Here is a 16518-nt window from a genome sequence, read left to right on the forward strand (position 1 = left end):
ATCCAGCAAAATTGTCATGAATGCTGATAGAAGCATCTTTCAAACTTATGTGGACATTCATAAGAAGAGCGGCACATTTGACCTAGAAAGCCAAAAAATCGCCTTTACAAAGGTAAAGTAGAGGCACTTGCTCAAATGATTGACGGTATCAAGAAAACATAACCAAGAACTATCGTGACCTTGAGAATTGACTTAATACGCAGCTGGAGGCAACAATTAATATCTTAAAGAATAGTAAATAAGAACTACCCTACTTGGGAGTAACATCCTGGGTAGGCTTTTTCTTTTTGGTCCAAAATGATTGACATATACACCAAAAGTGTATATAATTATTAGTAACAAAAAAGTGTATGCTTTTAATGTACACGATAACTGGATACACAGAAAAAGTTGATAATGATATAATATTCATACAAGGAGTTGAATAGCATGTTTAAACTTAGATCAAATAAAGAAATTGGTGCTTATTTAAAAAAGTTAATTTCATCAAAATATCCTTCAGATAGGCTGTTTTGTAAAGCTTATGTTGATTTGGCGGTAGATCCAGAAGACTTGCGTAGTGGTGAAATAAGAAAAATGACAAATAGGCTTTCACAAATACTCAAAGGAAAAAAGGTATTCAAACTTACGACTTGCCAATATTCTCTAGGCTGTTAGATGTATCTTGTGAACAAATGCTTAGTGCAGGATCATATTTTACACCAATAATTAATAGACGAACCAACTACAATATAGCCTTTTCAAAAAATAAACAAGATTGGATTGAATATATTAATCGAGAGGACTGTATTGCAGCATATGCAGATGAATTTGGTAAAACGGTTGTTGACTACGCTATTGAATTCAAAAATTATGGTTTTATTAAGTTTTTAATAGAAAATGGTTATATAGCTTTAATTTCAGACAAAAGCTGGAATGGTGACTTTAATTTTGGTGCTGGAACATCCATAAAAACAAGACCATACGAAGCAAAAACCCTTGAGGATGCATTTTACGAAAACAAGATTCTGAGAACTCAAATTATTTCAATGGCTTTAGAAAATGGTGATTGTGATGTGTTGGAGAAAATGAGGGCAAGAGAAATACCTCCTCAACATACCATGTCTACCTATATGTTTAGATATTGTCCAAGAGAACTTAATTTTGGCGATTATTATGACGAAACATTCATTGATGTGATTTTACAATCGAAGTCTAAAAAAGTTATCAGTTATTTTTGTGAAGAGTATGAGGTGGTGTCGTATCGGAAAGAAGAGAGAAAATTTTTATGGTTATATCCTTTCTTTGATAAACTCATTATTCATGCTGTAAAAATGTGTAATAGTAAAGCATCAATGCTACTTGATGTGGCAATTTCACATAACGAAAACACTTATACCGCTCTAAAAAATGAGATTCTTAAAGTGGCTCAACTAATTGAAAAAAATCCACATGTAAATAGGAGTTTTCAAGACGTAATGGCCGATGTTTTGAGATATTATCATATAAGTGAAGAAAAGGATATCATAACTTTCGATTTTTTTTACTATAGAGATCATTGTGATGTAGTAGCAACAAATATTATCCGAGTTGACGTTAAATCAAAGGATGTTGAAATCCAAGCGAAAATTGAAAAGTTAAATGAGATTCATAATAAAATCATTGATATTAAAAACCATTTAGTAATGAATAATGAACTCCTTGAAAATTAATGGAGGTAATCAAAATGTCAAAGTACAATACTATCGAAGTGTGAAATAAGGTATTTGGAAATAGAACTGAGCTTGAAGATTACGCAGGGAGGCTTATAAAAAAGTCGGCTTGTGGTAATCCAGATAGCAAGTTTTTTCCAACTATAGACCATATTAGACCACTTGCCAAAGGCGGAAGCGATATTCTAGAAAACATTATAATTTGCCATCGTGATACCAATGAAGAAAAAGATGATTTATTTCCTCATTGGGCGGCAAATGGAACTAGATATCTAGCCAAGCGTGTCAGAGGCACAAGAAATAAATATGAAATATATGAACAAGAATAATAGGAGGTTATAAAATGTCAAAAGGACACAAAGTTTCTAGTAATACACACACTAAGCAGCAAATAAATCATTATGCAAATCAGCATAATCCGAATAACAGCAGTTATCAAGGAAATGGTAACAAAAATTAAGTTGATTTCAAAATGTTTTTTGGAAAAGTCACTTGCGAGATGTTAACAAAATAATTGTCTTTTAATTTTAACATAATTTTTAGATAAAAAAATGTATGAGAAAACAGTGTTTTTTGGAAAAGTCACATGCGAGGTATTAACAAAATAATTGTCTTTTAATTTTAACATAAATTTTACATAAAAAATGTATGAGAAAACAGAAAACACGGCAGTGTTTTCTCGTCGGTTTTGCTTACTTTTGCCAAAAGTAAGCCCCTTTGATTGCAATCAAAGGCGGGGGATTAAAAAAATTTTTAAGTTATCTTATTTTGTCTTACAAGTTGTCGATAGTTATTTATTTTTTCCATCATATAATCAATTTCTTGCTGAGAGTATTTGTCTAAGCTTTTTCCTTTGGGAATGTAATACCTAATTAAGCGGTGCATATTTTCTATTGAACCTTTTTGTCATGAACTATATGGTTGGCATTTAAATAATCTTTCAGTTGGAATAACCTGGTGCAATAAGACATTCTCACTACCATTATCAACTGTTAAAGTTTTAATGTCTAAGTTGTGTTTCTTGATTAGTTTGACAAGAGTTTGTTTGATAGCTTTGGAGTTGCGTTTTGAGAGCATAGCATAAGACATTCTGGTTTGCCGTTCAATTATCGTCACAATACAATAGGTATCATTGATTTTACCAATAACGGTGTCTAATTCAAAATGACCATGTTCAGAGCGATCATTAATATAAGCTGGACGTTTTGAAATTTCTGTTGCATATTTTAATGTTTTAGGTTTGGTTTGCTTCTTGTTCCTTATGCCATATTTGCCTTCAGATTTTTTAACAATGTGGTCAAATTCAAGGAAATAAGGGTATTTTTTAATTATTTTATAAATTGTACTAGGTGAGGGAGCAAATTCATCAGGGGATAATTTTTTAAAAGAATTCACAAGATAGGTAACTGATTTCTTAACTTCTTTTTGCTGCAAATTCTTTTTATTTCTATTTTTATTGTATGTATTAAGCTCACTATACCAATATTTTCTGTAGGTCTTTCATTTCTCTTTAATTGCATCACTTACAAAAAAGAGTCTCGAAAATGAATAACCTAATAAATGTTCATATAGCTTTGCAAAATTAAGGGTTTTAACACGCATTACTCTTTTTGAGCACTTAGGACACACATAGCGATTTTGTTTATCTAAACTAAGTGGTCTGCGATTTGTAATAATTTCAATTTTACTTTTTATACTTCGAATGTCTCTGTTAAAAATTTTGGCTACTTCTTGGATTGAGAAGCCTTCAGAAAGTTCTTGTAAAATATTATAAAGTTGCTCTAGATCGATTTGGTCTAATCTTAATTTTCGTTGTGTCCCAAGTGCTCCTTGCATTTTCAAGATAGTGTTGTAATTCTCTTCGATTTTAAAATGTTGATATTTATTTTCTTTTCGATATTTGTCAAAAACACAAATATATTTTTCTAAATTTTTCATATAATTTTAAAGTCTCCTTTCATTTTTTAAAAATTATTAATACAACTATTTTATTACAAGGCAGACAAAAACAATGTCACATGCAAAAAACTTGCATGTGACATTTCCAATTAATAAAATAATAAAAATAGAAAACACGGGCACGTGTTTTCTGGAAGTTTTGCTTACTTTTTCAAAAGTAAGGCGCCCTTGATTGCAATCAAGGGCGGGGGGGGCGGGGGGTTTAAAAATCTTTTTGCTGCATTTTGAAATTTTGTAGTTAATGTAATGATATAAATAATTATGTTCTGGTTTTTTAAACAGTAAAAACATCAAAAAATATATAAATTTTCCAATTTAATTGCCAAAGAAGAAAAAATTTTTTTGGTTTGTTTTTTCATTATCTTTTTTTTGTAACAAAAGCATCATAATATAAATTAAAAAATAAAAAAAGATTAACCCCCAACAGCCTGGGCAAAAAATTAAAAAAGTAGTGCAAAAAGGTAGTTATTCTACACAAACACAAAAATTTTTAAAAATTGTTTACAAGCCTAAACTTTTGTGCTATAATTATATTGGTCAATTTCTTTTCAAAGTAAAATCAAACAATTGGCATCATTTTATTTTAATTGACCATGTAAATTTTAAGTTATTTTTATTAACTTTATTAATAAAATCATTGTTAAATTTTTTTATAAAAAACTATATGAATAGTTCCTACCATACTAAAATATGGTAGTTTTTTAATTTTTGGTTAAGCATAAAATGGTTTTTAGTATGGATTGGTTTTTTTGGTTAAAATCTTTTGTTAAATAACTTAAGTTAATTTCTTACATTAATAGTGTATGTTTTTTGGAAAAGTCACTTGCGAGATATTAACAAAATAATTGCGTTTTAATTTTAACATAAATTTTACATAAAAAATGTATGCGAAAACAGAAAACACGGCAGTGTTTTCTCGTCGGTTTTGCTTACTTTTGCCAAAAGTAAGGCCCCTTTGATTGCAATCAAAGGCGGGGGATTAAAAAAATTTTTAGGTTATCTTGTATTGCCGTACAACTTGTCGGTAGTTATTTATTTTTTCCATCATATAATCAATTTCTTGCTGAGAGTATTTATCTAAGCTTTTTCCTTTGGGAATGTAATACCTAATTAAGAGGTGCATATTTTCTATTGAACCTTTTTGTCATGAACTATATGGTTGGCATTTAAATAATCTTTCAGTTGGAATGACCTGGTGCAATAAGACATTTTCACTACCATTATCAACTGTTAAAGTTTTAATCTCTAAGCTATGTTTCTTGATTAGTTTGACAAGAGTTTGTTTGATAGCTTTGGAGTTGCGTTTTGAAAGCATAGCATAAGACTTTCTGCTTTGCCGTTCAATTATGGTTACAATACAATATGCGTCATTGATTTTGCCAATAACGGTGTCTAATTCAAAATGGCCGTGTTCAGAGCGATCATTAATATAAGCTGGACGTTTGGAAATTTCTGTTGCATATTTTAATGTTTTAGGTTTGGTTTGTTTTTTCTTCCTAATGCCATATTTGCCTTCAGATTTTTTAACAATATGGTCAAAATCAAGGAAATAAGGGTATTTTTTAATTATTTTATAAATTGTACTAGGTGAGGGAGCAAATTCATCAGGGGATAATTTTTTAAAAGAATTCACAAGATAGGTAACTGATTTCTTAACTTCTTTTTGCTGCAAATTCTTTTTATTTCTATTTTTATTGTATGTATTAAGCTCACTATACCAATATTTTCTGTAGGCCTTTCATTTCTCTTTAATTGTATCACTTACAAAAAAGAGTCGCGAAAATGAATAACCTAATAAATGTTCGTATAGCTTTGCAAAATTAAGGGTTTTAACCCGCATTACTCTTTTTGAACACTTAGGACAAACATAGCGATTTTGTTTATCTAAACTAAGTGGTCTGCGATTTGTAATAATTTGGATTTTACTTTTTATACTTCGAATGTCTCTATCAAAAATCTTGGCTACTTCTTGGATTGAGAAGCCTTCATAAAGTTCTTGTAAAATATTATAAAGTTGTTCTAGATCGATTTGGTTTGCTCGTAATTTTCGATGCGACTCAAGAGCTCCTTGCATCTTCAAGATAGTGTTGTAATTCTCTTCGATTTTAAAATGTTGATATTTATTTTCTTTTCGATATTTGTCAAAAACACAAATATATTTTTCTAAATTTTTCATATAATTTTAAAGTCTCCTTTCATTTTTTTAAAATTTATTAATACAACTATTTTATTACAAGGCAGACAAAAACAATGTCACATGCAAGTTTTTTGCATGTGACATTTCCAATTAATACATTAATAGTGTAACCACAAGTTTACCAATTGATTTGTTATACACTATAGTTTATTTATTATATTGATTTATTAAGCTTTAAATATTAGTTATTTAGTTAAATACTACATTAAATTGATATATATTATCGTTCCAACACTCATATAAAAATATATTATGAAAATTTGTAGAATAACTACCTTTTTGCACTACTTTTTTAATTTTTTGCCCAGGCTGTTGGGGGTTAATCTTTTTTTATTTTTTAATTTATATTATGATGCTTTTGTTACAAAAAAAAGATAATGAAAAAACAAACCAAAAAAATTTTTTCTTCTTTGGCAATTAAATTGGAAAATTTATATATTTTTTGATGTTTTTACTGTTTAAAAAACCAGAACATAATTATTTATATCATTACATTAACTACAAAATTTCAAAATGCAGCAAAAAGATTTTTAAACCCCCGCCCCCCCGCCCTTGATTGCAATCAAGGGCGCCTTACTTTTGAAAAAGTAAGCAAAACTTCCAGAAAACACGTGCCCGTGTTTTCTATTTTTATTATTTTCTTTTTTAATAAAAAATATTAAAATTAATATGCATCAATTTTTATTTCATCATTGATGCTTCTGTGTAATGCTCTAAGTATCTCTAAATACTCAGCCATAATCTTATTGGCTTCAAGGTTATTTCCTTGTGCATTCACAGAGACACTATTAAACTTTGAGATATATAATTCAAGAGTTTTAAAAAATGAGTTTGTTTTCTTGTGGATAAATGCTAGTTTTCCAACGGCAGGTATAGAATAATCTAAACCTTTTTCAAGAGCTCACATTTCTGTAAAAGCTTAGATATTTTCCAGTAGGTTCTTTGGCAAAGTATTTTTTTCCATTATATTTAAAATACAAATTATCATCAGAAGAATGTACTAACACAACATCAGAATTATAAGGAAATATAATCCTTTTGTCATGCATATCGAAGGCTGCAAGGTTTTGACCTTGATATCTAACAACGCCATTTAAAACTTTTCTATTAATCTCTAAATCAACGGCTCAATTGCCGTTTTTCTTTCCTTCTTTTTGAAAGACATTATGTTTAGAAATTATTTTTTTATTCCTTGTGTTGTAATAATTTTGAAATACTTCGTTATTTTGTTTTAAATCATTAATATCTTTATATCCGTTTTCATGAATTAATAATGGGTATTGATCTAATGATGTTCTAAAAGATCTCTCAACGTGAGGTTTATGTTTGGGATTAGATGAACTGAGTACTTCTATTCCTTTTTTATTTAAATCTTTTTCAAAAATTGTTTGTGTGTTTTCATTTCCCCAAAAAGTTCTTCTTTTATCAGTATAAATTTTCTTTGGAAATCCATATTTCTTAAATACTATTTCTAACAGTCTTTGATATCCTAATGTTGTTTCTTGTTCTTCAAATCATGCTGCTAATAATGTTCCAGTGGCAACATCAATTGCATGATAAAGATAGAATGGTTTATTATTTTTTAAATATGGTTCAAGCTGAGCATCGATTTCAACAATTTCACCAAATTCTAAATTTTTCTTTAGACCCAAAACTTGTCTTTGTTTTTCATTTTGTTTAATTTGTTTATAATATTTTTTTAATAGCAATGTTGTCTCTTGTGAAGTTTTCTTCTTTGATAATTTTGCTATTTTTCTTCCTCTTTTGGTTGTATGTATATTAAATAATCCTAATTGGTTGAATCTTCTTACCAGAGTTTTGTAAGAAATTTTTTGCCTTATAAAAGAACCATATTCTGAATAATAATAACTTTTAAACGAAAGTTGGTTATTTGTTAGAACGCTATTTAAAATGACTTCACATATTTTTAAATAATCTTTAAACACTAATTCAATTTCTGAATCTGTAACTTTGCAACTTCTTTGTTGATTTTTATTTTTATGGCTGATGTCAATTTCTTGATTACTTTTTATTATTTTTTTATATCTTTTTACAGTTGATACACTAAGGTTTGTAATTAAACTAAGTTGAGATAAAGATTTTTCAATATTAGCAGCAATTAATATGAGAGATTGCTGCTTTTTTAGTTCGTAGTTTGTTAAGTTTTTGTACTTATCTATGTTATGTTTAAATATCATAAATAATTTATACCATATTTTAATTAAATTAGTTCACTTTGGGTGGGATTTATATATGGGCCTAAATAGTTGTCATTGGACACGTTCCAACACTCATATAAAAATATATTATGAAAATTCACAAAAATAGTATAATAAAGTTAACTTATGAATTTGATTCAATTATTTGAAATGCAAAAAAAATTAGATGAAAAGATCGAAAAAAAACAAGAATCTTTATCACCTAATTTAAATAAAAAAGAAATTATCTTGCAGCGTACTCTTGCTCTAATAGTTGAGGCTGGTGAATTTGTTAATGAAGTTCAATCCTTTAAATATTGAAAACAAAATAAAAATATTTCAAAACACAAAATTTTAGAAGAATTTGTGGATTTACTTCATTTTTTTATTAGTTTATCATACCAACATAACGTTCCATATACTTTGACTCCAAAGGTTAATGAGTATAATGATCTAAACTTACAGTTCAAAAATTTATTTATAAATATTAGTGATATCTTAAAAAGTCCTAACCAAGAAAATATCCAAATTTCCTTTGAAATAGCATTAGGGTGTTTTGAAATGTTAGGGTATAATTATAATGAGTTATTTGAAGCTTACTTTTTTAAGAATCAAAAAAACTATAAAAGATTATATAGCAATTACTAATTTGCTTTAATTTTGCCTTAGTGGTGGAATGGTAGACGCTGCGGACTCAAAATCCGCTGGAGGAATCCGTGCAGGTTCAAGTCCTGTCTAAGGCACCAAATAAACTAAATATAGCTGATTATAAATCAGCTTTTTAATTATTTTTACATAATAGGAGGTAAAATGGATAATAAATATCAAACATTATTCGATCGTTTAAAACATTATATGGAACTTTCAGCAATTTCCCGTTTTGAAGAAACTATTGTTGATAGCTTAAAATCAGGAATTAAACCTGGAACGTTTAAAATTTCACGAGACAAACTTGGTTCAGTGATTTTTTATAAAAAATCAAATAAACCAAATGCACCTAAAGTAATGATTGCAGCCCATATGGATGAGGTTGGCTATATGATACGTAGTATTAAAGATAATGGAAATTTAATGGTAACACCAATTGGAGGAATTTGACCTTCCACAGTGATTGGAACAAAAGCTATTGTTATATCATCAGAAACTAACCAAAGATTTACTGGAGTCTTTGGGCATACAAGCATTCACATTATTACGAATGAAAAGTATAAATCAGCCATGACTAATGATGAATTATATGTTGATTTAGGATTTAAAACTAAACAAGAAGTTCAAGACAATAACATTAATATTGGTGATCAAATTTTAATGACTGGTGAGACAATTAACTTAGCTAATAATTTAGTAGGTGGTAAAGCAATGGATAACCGCGCTGGTGTTACAGCACTAGAATTTATTGCTAATAATATTGTAGATTTAGAATTAGAATGTGATGTATATTTAGTAGGTACAGTTCAAGAAGAAGTTGGAACTAGAGGAGCAAGGACTGCTGTACAACTTATTAACCCTGATATTGCCTTTGCCTTAGACACTGGGGCCGCACATGATACAACTGGCGCCAAAGAAGGTACACCAGTATTAGGAAAAGGTGTAAGTATTTTAGTTAAAGATGGAGGAACATTACCAGATCCAAAATTAATTAAATATTTATTTGAAATTTCTAAAGAGAAAAACATTCCAGCTTACAAATATGTTGCTGGTGGTGGTGGAACTGATGCTGCTGAATTACAATTTGCACCAGGTGGAGCGGCTGTAATGACTATTTCAATTCCTCAAAGATATCTTCATAGCCCTATTGGTGTTTCATCTTTAGTTGATATTCAAGCAACAATTGATTTATTAACTGAATTTATCAAAGATCTTACAAAAGACACATATAAACAAAAATTGCAATACAATTAAGTACCTTGGCACTTGTCAAGGTATTTTTAAAAACATTCATTATAATCTAGATAGGTTTGTTTTCCAAATAAATAATAAAATTAATATGGTATATTCTGGAAAATTGCCACAATGCTGAACAAATATTTTTTATTCCATTTTTTCTAAGTTTTTATTTCTTTTGTTTTAAGTTTGAAACTATACTTATTTAAACGGGAGGAATGAAACAATGAAAAAGCACTTTTTAAAGTTAACCTTAGCACTTGCGCCAATTGCTTTTGTTGTAAGTTGTAATAGCGTAACAAATATAGATAGAAAACTTAAAGATGATCAAAATGATTCTGAAAATACTACTCAAAACATCCAAAACGAGTTAGACAAATATGGGAAAGACAATCGTAATTTATTTACCTTAAGTGATAATAATCTTTTATCACAAGTGGTATCAAACCAACAAAAATTATTTTATAGTACATACCAAAAATCTATCATTGCATGAGATAAAGATCAAGAATTTGATTGGGCTGATGTAGATTACGAAACCACAACCGTTTTTAGAGTTAATAATCTAAATAACAACTATTTTATTGTAAATCATAGAAATCAAACTGAACCCAATTATTTAATTAGTTATGAAATTAAGGATGATAAATTAATAATTTACTATAAATATGCAACAAAAGATGGTGACAAATTTATTTATTCAAAAGAAGTTTTTAGTCAAATTTTCAAATTTAAAACAATCCAAACTAAACAAGAAAATACAACACCTAAAAATAGTAGTAGCGAAAATTCTAGTGATAAATCACCAGAACCAAAAAATAATCAAGACAATCAAACAGAAAACAAAAACGCAGTTGAATCAGAAGATTCAACTGCACATGAATTACTAGTTCTAAATGATATGAATGGAAATGTTGGTGATGTATTTGATAATATGATCGAAGGGTATATAAAAAACACTAAAAACAAAGAAAAAAACCAAAATAAAAAAGAAATTCAATTAAAATGATATGGAAAAAACCAAAGCAGTTCTAAACCTTATTTATCATTTGATAATTCAAATGAGAAATATGCCTTATTTTATGTTAAAGAAGGTAAGACAACAGGCTGAGAAAACGGTTATATTGTAAATGCAACTTTTAATGAAGAAACAAGATCATTAATATTAAGATACCAAATGGGTGATAAAAACTATACAAGAGAATTTATTATTCCAAAACGTAAAAAACCTAAGCAACCTAAGGATCAAAATAAAGATAATCAATTGAATAATAAAACACCAGCACTAAAAGATGATAACAAAAATAATAGTGATGAAAAAACAGAACCGCCAATTCAAAAAGAAGATGAAGCTACTGATTCTAGAGAAACTAACGAAAACCGTGAAAATACTGGTCAAGGTTTAGACAGCAAAAATAAAGATACCATTGATTCAAAGAATAATGAGCAAAATAACCAAGGAATATTGCTTTTAAACAACAAGGATCAAAACTTTGGTAAAATTTTTGATGATATGTTAGCTGAATATAAGTCAAAAAGTTCAAACAAAACAAAATTTGAGCAAGATAAAATTATTACCTTGCAATGGTACATTGTTACAACAAAAAGGCCAATACCATTCCTTTCTATTATTGCATCAAGAGGTAAGAATGCTATCTTATATGTAAAAGAAGGAGTTGTAGCACCTTGGAAAAAGGATCAAAAAATTCCATCAATATATGATGAAACAACTAGAATTTTAACAATAACATATCGCATTGGTGATCAAGAAATCACGCAAAATTTTGAAATTCCAAATAATACAGAATTTTCTGATAATGCATTAACTAGTGAAGATAAATCTAAAAAAGCCGATGAAACACAACTTACACCACCCATTAGTGGAGAATCTGATATACAAGAAGATGGTTCGACAAAAACAAATGAAGGAGAAACTGAAAAGAATAAATTAAGTGAGAATTCTGAAACAACCGATAATAAAGAGAAAAGTAATGCACAACAAGAAGTCCAAACTCCTGGTACTCAAGACTCAACTGGAAGCACCAGCAATTCTGATGCATCAAATGGTAGTGAACAAGCAAACTCTGAAACTAGCCAAACTACTCAAGGCAATTTTGGTTCTGGATCTACAAGTGAAGCTGCACCGGATACATCAACACAAACAGAACAAGATTCTGTAGGATCTAGCACAGGTGGCTCAGCTTCACAATCTGACAGCACAAGCACAAACACTCAAACTAGTTCAACCCGTTCAGATAGTGCAACAACTAGTGAATCTACGGAAAAACAAGACCCGCAATCATCAGGTGATACACAAAATATAAAAAACGAGGAAACGAATAAAGAATCAATCCCAGAAAACAACTCTTCTGACTCAAATACTAACCAAACAAATAATTTGTATTTATTAATTTTAAATACTGAAGAGAATTTTGGCCAAATATTTGACGATATGTTAAACAAATATAAAGTAAAAAACAATTATAAAAATAAATATAACAAAAACAAAGAAGTACAATTACAATGATATAAAGGCAAGAAAAGCACTAAAAAATTCTTTTCAATTGCCAGCTCTGGGGGAACTAATGCTGTTTTTTTATGTAAAAGATGGTGCGAAGGAGAATTTGAAAAGAAATATTCTAAAAATAGTAAAAAACTAATCGCTATTTATGATGAAAGAAACAGAACATTAACAGTGACTTATGAACATAATGGTCAAAGTCACACTCAAACAGTTACTATTCCTCATGCCAAGAAAAATTAAAATATTTATTTTATTAATTGGAAATGTCACATGCAAGTTTTTTGCATGTGACATTGTTTTTGTCTGCCTTGTAATAAAATAGTTGTATTAATAAATTTTAAAAAATGAAAGGAGACTTTAAAATTATATGAAAAATTTAGAAAAATATATTTGTGTTTTTGACAAATATCGAAAAGAAAATAAATATCAACATTTTAAAATCGAAGAGAATCATAATACTATTTTGAAAATGCAAGGAGCTCTTGAGTCGCATCGAAAATTACGATTAGACCAAATCGATCTAGAGCAACTTTATAATATTTTACAAGAACTTTCTGAAGGCTTCTCAATCCAAGAAGTAGCTAAGATTTTTAACAGAGACATTCGAAGTATAAAAAGCAAAATTAAAATTATTACAAATCGCAGACCACTTAGTTTAGATAAACAAAATCGCTATGTTTGTCCTAAGTGTTCAAGAAGAGTAATGCGTGTTAAAACCCTTAATTTTAGCAAACTATATGAACATTTATCAGGCTATTCGTTTTCGCGACTCTTTTTTGTAAGTGATACAATTAAAGAGAAATGAAAGGCCTACAGAAAATATTGGTATAGTGAGCTTAATACATACAATAAAAATAGAAATAAAAAGAATTTGCAGCAAAAAGAAGTTAAGAAATCAGTTACCTATCTTGTGAATTCTTTTAAAAAATTATCCCCTGATGAATTTGCTCCTTCGCCTAGTACAATTTATAAAATAATCAAAAAATACCCTTATTTCCTTGATTTTGACCACATTGTTAGAAAATCTGAAGGCAAATATGGCATAAGGAAGAAAAAACAAACCAAACCTAAAACATTAAAATATGCTACGGAAATTTCGAAACGTCCAGCTTATATTAATGATCGCTCTGAACACGGCCATTTTGAATTAGACACCGTTATTGGTAAAATCAATGATACATATTGTATTGTGACCATAATTGAACGGCAAACCAGAATGTCTTATGCTATGCTTTCAAAACGCAACTCCAAAGCTATCAAACAAACTCTTATCAAACTAATCAAGAAACACAACTTAGAGATTAAAACTTTAACAGTTGATAATGGTAGTGAAAATGTCTTATTGCACCAGGTTATTCCAACTGAAAGACTATTTAAATGCCAACCATATAGTTCATGACAAAAAGGTTCAATAGAAAATATGCACCGCTTAATTAGGTATTACATTCCCAAAGGAAAAAGTCTAGATAAATACTCTCAGCAAGAAATTGATTATATGATGGATAAAATAAATAACTATCGGCAAGTTGTCCGGAAATATAAGATAACCTAAAATTTTTTTTAATCCCCCGCCTTTGATTGCAATCAAAGGGGCCTTACTTTTGGCAAAAGTAAGCAAAACCGACGAGAAAACACTGCCGTGTTTTCTGTTTTCTCATACATTTTTTTATCTAAAAATTATGTTAAAATTAAAAGACAATTATTTTGTTAACATCTCGCAAGTGACTTTTCCAAAAAACAAAATATTTATTTCAATTCAATAAGAGAAAAGTTAACATGAAATGTTAACTTTTCTTAATTTTTATTTTCTTTTTTTAGTTCTTGTAATATTTTATCAATTTCACTACCAGTTTTAGAAACCGTATCTAAATAAAACCTTACCTCTGGCACTTTTCTTCAGTCTAATGTTTGAGATAACAATTTGCGAACGTAACCAGAAGCATTATTTAGGGCAATAATTCCTTTTTGCTCGCTTTTTGCTAAAGTTACAAATACTTTAACAAGACCTAGATCTGAGGATAATTTTGCTTCCATAACTACTGGATCATAAATATTTACATTATCTAAATCATATGCAAGAATACTTGCAATTAGTTGTTGTATTTGATTTTCTTTTTTTCTTAAATTAACTAGATTCATAAAAATATTATACATGTATTTAAGATTATAGTATTAAAATAGTAACAGGGAATTAACTTACTTGTCCAATGACAACTATTTAGGCCCATATATAAATCCCACCCAAAGTGAACTAATTTAATTAAAATATGGTATAAATTATTTATGATATTTAAACATAACATAGATAAGTACAAAAACTTAACAAACTACGAACTAAAAAAGCAGCAATCTCTCATATTAATTGCTGCTAATATTGAAAAATCTTTATCTCAACTTAGTTTAATTACAAACCTTAGTGTATCAACTGTAAAAAGATATAAAAAAATAATAAAAAGTAATCAAGAAATTGACATCAGCCATAAAAATAAAAATCAACAAAGAAGTTGCAAAGTTACAGATTCAGAAATTGAATTAGTGTTTAAAGATTATTTAAAAATATGTGAAGTCATTTTAAATAGCGTTCTAACAAATAACCAACTTTCGTTTAAAAGTTATTATTATTCAGAATATGGTTCTTTTATAAGGCAAAAAATTTCTTACAAAACTCTGGTAAGAAGATTCAACCAATTAGGATTATTTAATATACATACAACCAAAAGAGGAAGAAAAATAGCAAAATTATCAAAGAAGAAAACTTCACAAGAGACAACATTGCTATTAAAAAAATATTATAAACAAATTAAACAAAATGAAAAACAAAGACAAGTTTTGGGTCTAAAGAAAAATTTAGAATTTGGTGAAATTGTTGAAATCGATGCTCAGCTTGAACCATATTTAAAAAATAATAAACCATTCTATCTTTATCATGCAATTGATGTTGCCACTGGAACATTATTAGCAGCATGATTTGAAGAACAAGAAACAACATTAGGATATCAAAGACTGTTAGAAATAGTATTTAAGAAATATGGATTTCCAAAGAAAATTTATACTGATAAAAGAAGAACTTTTTGGGGAAATGAAAACACACAAACAATTTTTGAAAAAGATTTAAATAAAAAAGGAATAGAAGTACTCAGTTCATCTAATCCCAAACATAAACCTCACGTTGAGAGATCTTTTAGAACATCATTAGATCAATACCCATTATTAATTCATGAAAACGGATATAAAGATATTAATGATTTAAAAAAAAATAACGAAGTATTTCAAAATTATTACAACACAAGGAATAAAAAAATAATTTCTAAACATAATGTCTTTCAAAAAGAAGGAAAGAAAAACGGCAATTGAGCCGTTGATTTAGAGATTAATAGAAAAGTTTTAAATGGCGTTGTTAGGTACCAAGGTCAAAACCTTGCAGCTTTCGATATTCATGACAAAAGGATTATATTTCCTTATAATTCTGATGTTGTGTTAGTACATTCTTCTGATGATAATTTGTATTTTAAATATAATGGAAAAAAATACTTTGCCAAAGAACCTAATGGAAAATATCTAAGCTTTACAGAAATGTGAGCTCTTGAGAAAGGTTTAGATTATTCTATCCCTGCCGTTGGAAAACTAGCATTTATCCATAAGAAAACAAGCTCATTTTTTAAAACTCTTGAATTATACATCTCAAAGTTTAATAGTGTCTCTGTGAATGCACAAGGAAATAACCTTGAAGCCAATAAGATTATGGCTGAGTATTTAGAGATACTTAGAGCATTACACAGAAGCATCAATGATGAAATAAAAATTGATGCATATTAATTTTAATATTTTTTATTAAAAAAGAAAATAATAAAAATAGAAAACACGGGCACGTGTTTTCTGGAAGTTTTGCTTACTTTTTCAAAAGTAAGGCGCCCTTGATTGCAATCAAGGGCGGGGGGGGCGGGGGTTTAAAAATCTTTTTGCTGCATTTTGAAATTTTGTAGTTAATGTAATGATATAAATAATTATGTTCTGGTTTTTTAAACAGTAAAAACATCAAAAAATATATAAATTTTCCAATTTAAT

At 28.6% G+C, this 16518-nt stretch carries 12 protein-coding genes and 1 tRNA gene; 9 read left to right on the top strand and 4 right to left on the bottom strand.

Annotation, left to right across the window (positions count from 1 at the left end):
- The first annotated feature begins 429 nt into the window (after positions 1 to 429).
- From AC0B4S_RS01635 to AC0B4S_RS01645, 3 genes are read left to right on the top strand one after another with little or no spacing between them, the layout of a single operon-like run.
- Positions 430 to 657, top strand: coding sequence for a hypothetical protein (locus AC0B4S_RS01635; RefSeq protein WP_465101383.1), 228 nt, complete (start codon positions 430 to 432; stop codon positions 655 to 657).
- A 17-nt stretch (positions 658 to 674) separates the two neighbouring features.
- A complete protein-coding gene (locus AC0B4S_RS01640; protein WP_465101384.1) occupies positions 675 to 1691 on the top strand; it encodes a hypothetical protein in 1017 nt (338 codons plus the stop codon).
- 14 nt (positions 1692 to 1705) lie between these two features.
- A complete protein-coding gene (locus AC0B4S_RS01645; RefSeq protein WP_465101385.1) occupies positions 1706 to 2020 on the top strand; it encodes an HNH endonuclease in 315 nt (104 codons plus the stop codon).
- Between the two features lie 424 nt (positions 2021 to 2444).
- On the opposite strand, the gene AC0B4S_RS01650 is transcribed toward AC0B4S_RS01645, so the two are convergent.
- The 3 genes from AC0B4S_RS01650 to AC0B4S_RS01660 all read right to left on the bottom strand — a co-directional run bounded on the left by AC0B4S_RS01650 (position 2445) and on the right by AC0B4S_RS01660 (position 8045).
- On the bottom strand, positions 2445 to 3629 hold the full coding sequence (locus AC0B4S_RS01650) for an IS30 family transposase (RefSeq protein WP_465101386.1): 1185 nt from the start codon (positions 3627 to 3629) through the stop codon (positions 2445 to 2447).
- Positions 3630 to 4641: 1012 nt separating this feature from the next.
- Entirely contained in the window at positions 4642 to 5826 is a 1185-nt protein-coding gene (locus tag AC0B4S_RS01655) for an IS30 family transposase (RefSeq protein WP_465101387.1), read from the bottom strand.
- Positions 5827 to 6665: 839 nt separating this feature from the next.
- Positions 6666 to 8045 (bottom strand): transposase family protein, encoded by a 1380-nt coding sequence (locus AC0B4S_RS01660; protein WP_465101388.1) that lies wholly within the window; start codon positions 8043 to 8045, stop codon positions 6666 to 6668.
- A gap of 147 nt (positions 8046 to 8192) precedes the next feature.
- On the opposite strand from AC0B4S_RS01660, the gene AC0B4S_RS01665 reads away from it, so the two are divergent.
- The 5 genes from AC0B4S_RS01665 (at position 8193) to AC0B4S_RS01685 (ending at position 14005) form a co-directional block, all read left to right on the top strand.
- Positions 8193 to 8693 (top strand): dUTP diphosphatase, encoded by a 501-nt coding sequence (locus AC0B4S_RS01665; protein ID WP_465101389.1) that lies wholly within the window; start codon positions 8193 to 8195, stop codon positions 8691 to 8693.
- A gap of 14 nt (positions 8694 to 8707) precedes the next feature.
- Positions 8708 to 8791 (top strand) — tRNA-Leu (locus tag AC0B4S_RS01670).
- Positions 8792 to 8855: 64 nt separating this feature from the next.
- The gene (locus tag AC0B4S_RS01675) at positions 8856 to 9947 is read left to right on the top strand and encodes a M42 family metallopeptidase (protein WP_465101390.1); all 1092 of its coding nucleotides are present in this window, start codon (positions 8856 to 8858) and stop codon (positions 9945 to 9947) included.
- 208 nt (positions 9948 to 10155) lie between these two features.
- Positions 10156 to 12693: a hypothetical protein gene (locus AC0B4S_RS01680; protein ID WP_465101391.1), complete on the top strand. Its 2538-nt coding sequence runs from the start codon at positions 10156 to 10158 to the stop codon at positions 12691 to 12693.
- A 127-nt stretch (positions 12694 to 12820) separates the two neighbouring features.
- Entirely contained in the window at positions 12821 to 14005 is a 1185-nt protein-coding gene (locus AC0B4S_RS01685; protein ID WP_465101340.1) for an IS30 family transposase, read from the top strand.
- A gap of 242 nt (positions 14006 to 14247) precedes the next feature.
- On the opposite strand, the gene rbfA is transcribed toward AC0B4S_RS01685, so the two are convergent.
- Positions 14248 to 14592 carry a 30S ribosome-binding factor RbfA gene (gene rbfA / locus AC0B4S_RS01690; protein WP_465101392.1) on the bottom strand — a complete coding sequence of 115 codons (345 nt, stop codon included), beginning with the start codon at positions 14590 to 14592 and terminating at the stop codon, positions 14248 to 14250.
- A gap of 144 nt (positions 14593 to 14736) precedes the next feature.
- Between rbfA and AC0B4S_RS01695 the strand changes: the two genes are divergently transcribed.
- The gene (locus AC0B4S_RS01695; RefSeq protein ID WP_465101393.1) at positions 14737 to 16269 is read left to right on the top strand and encodes a transposase family protein; all 1533 of its coding nucleotides are present in this window, start codon (positions 14737 to 14739) and stop codon (positions 16267 to 16269) included.
- Positions 16270 to 16518 lie beyond the last annotated feature (249 nt).

It is taken from the genome of Mycoplasma sp. 6934, from assembly GCF_055523595.1.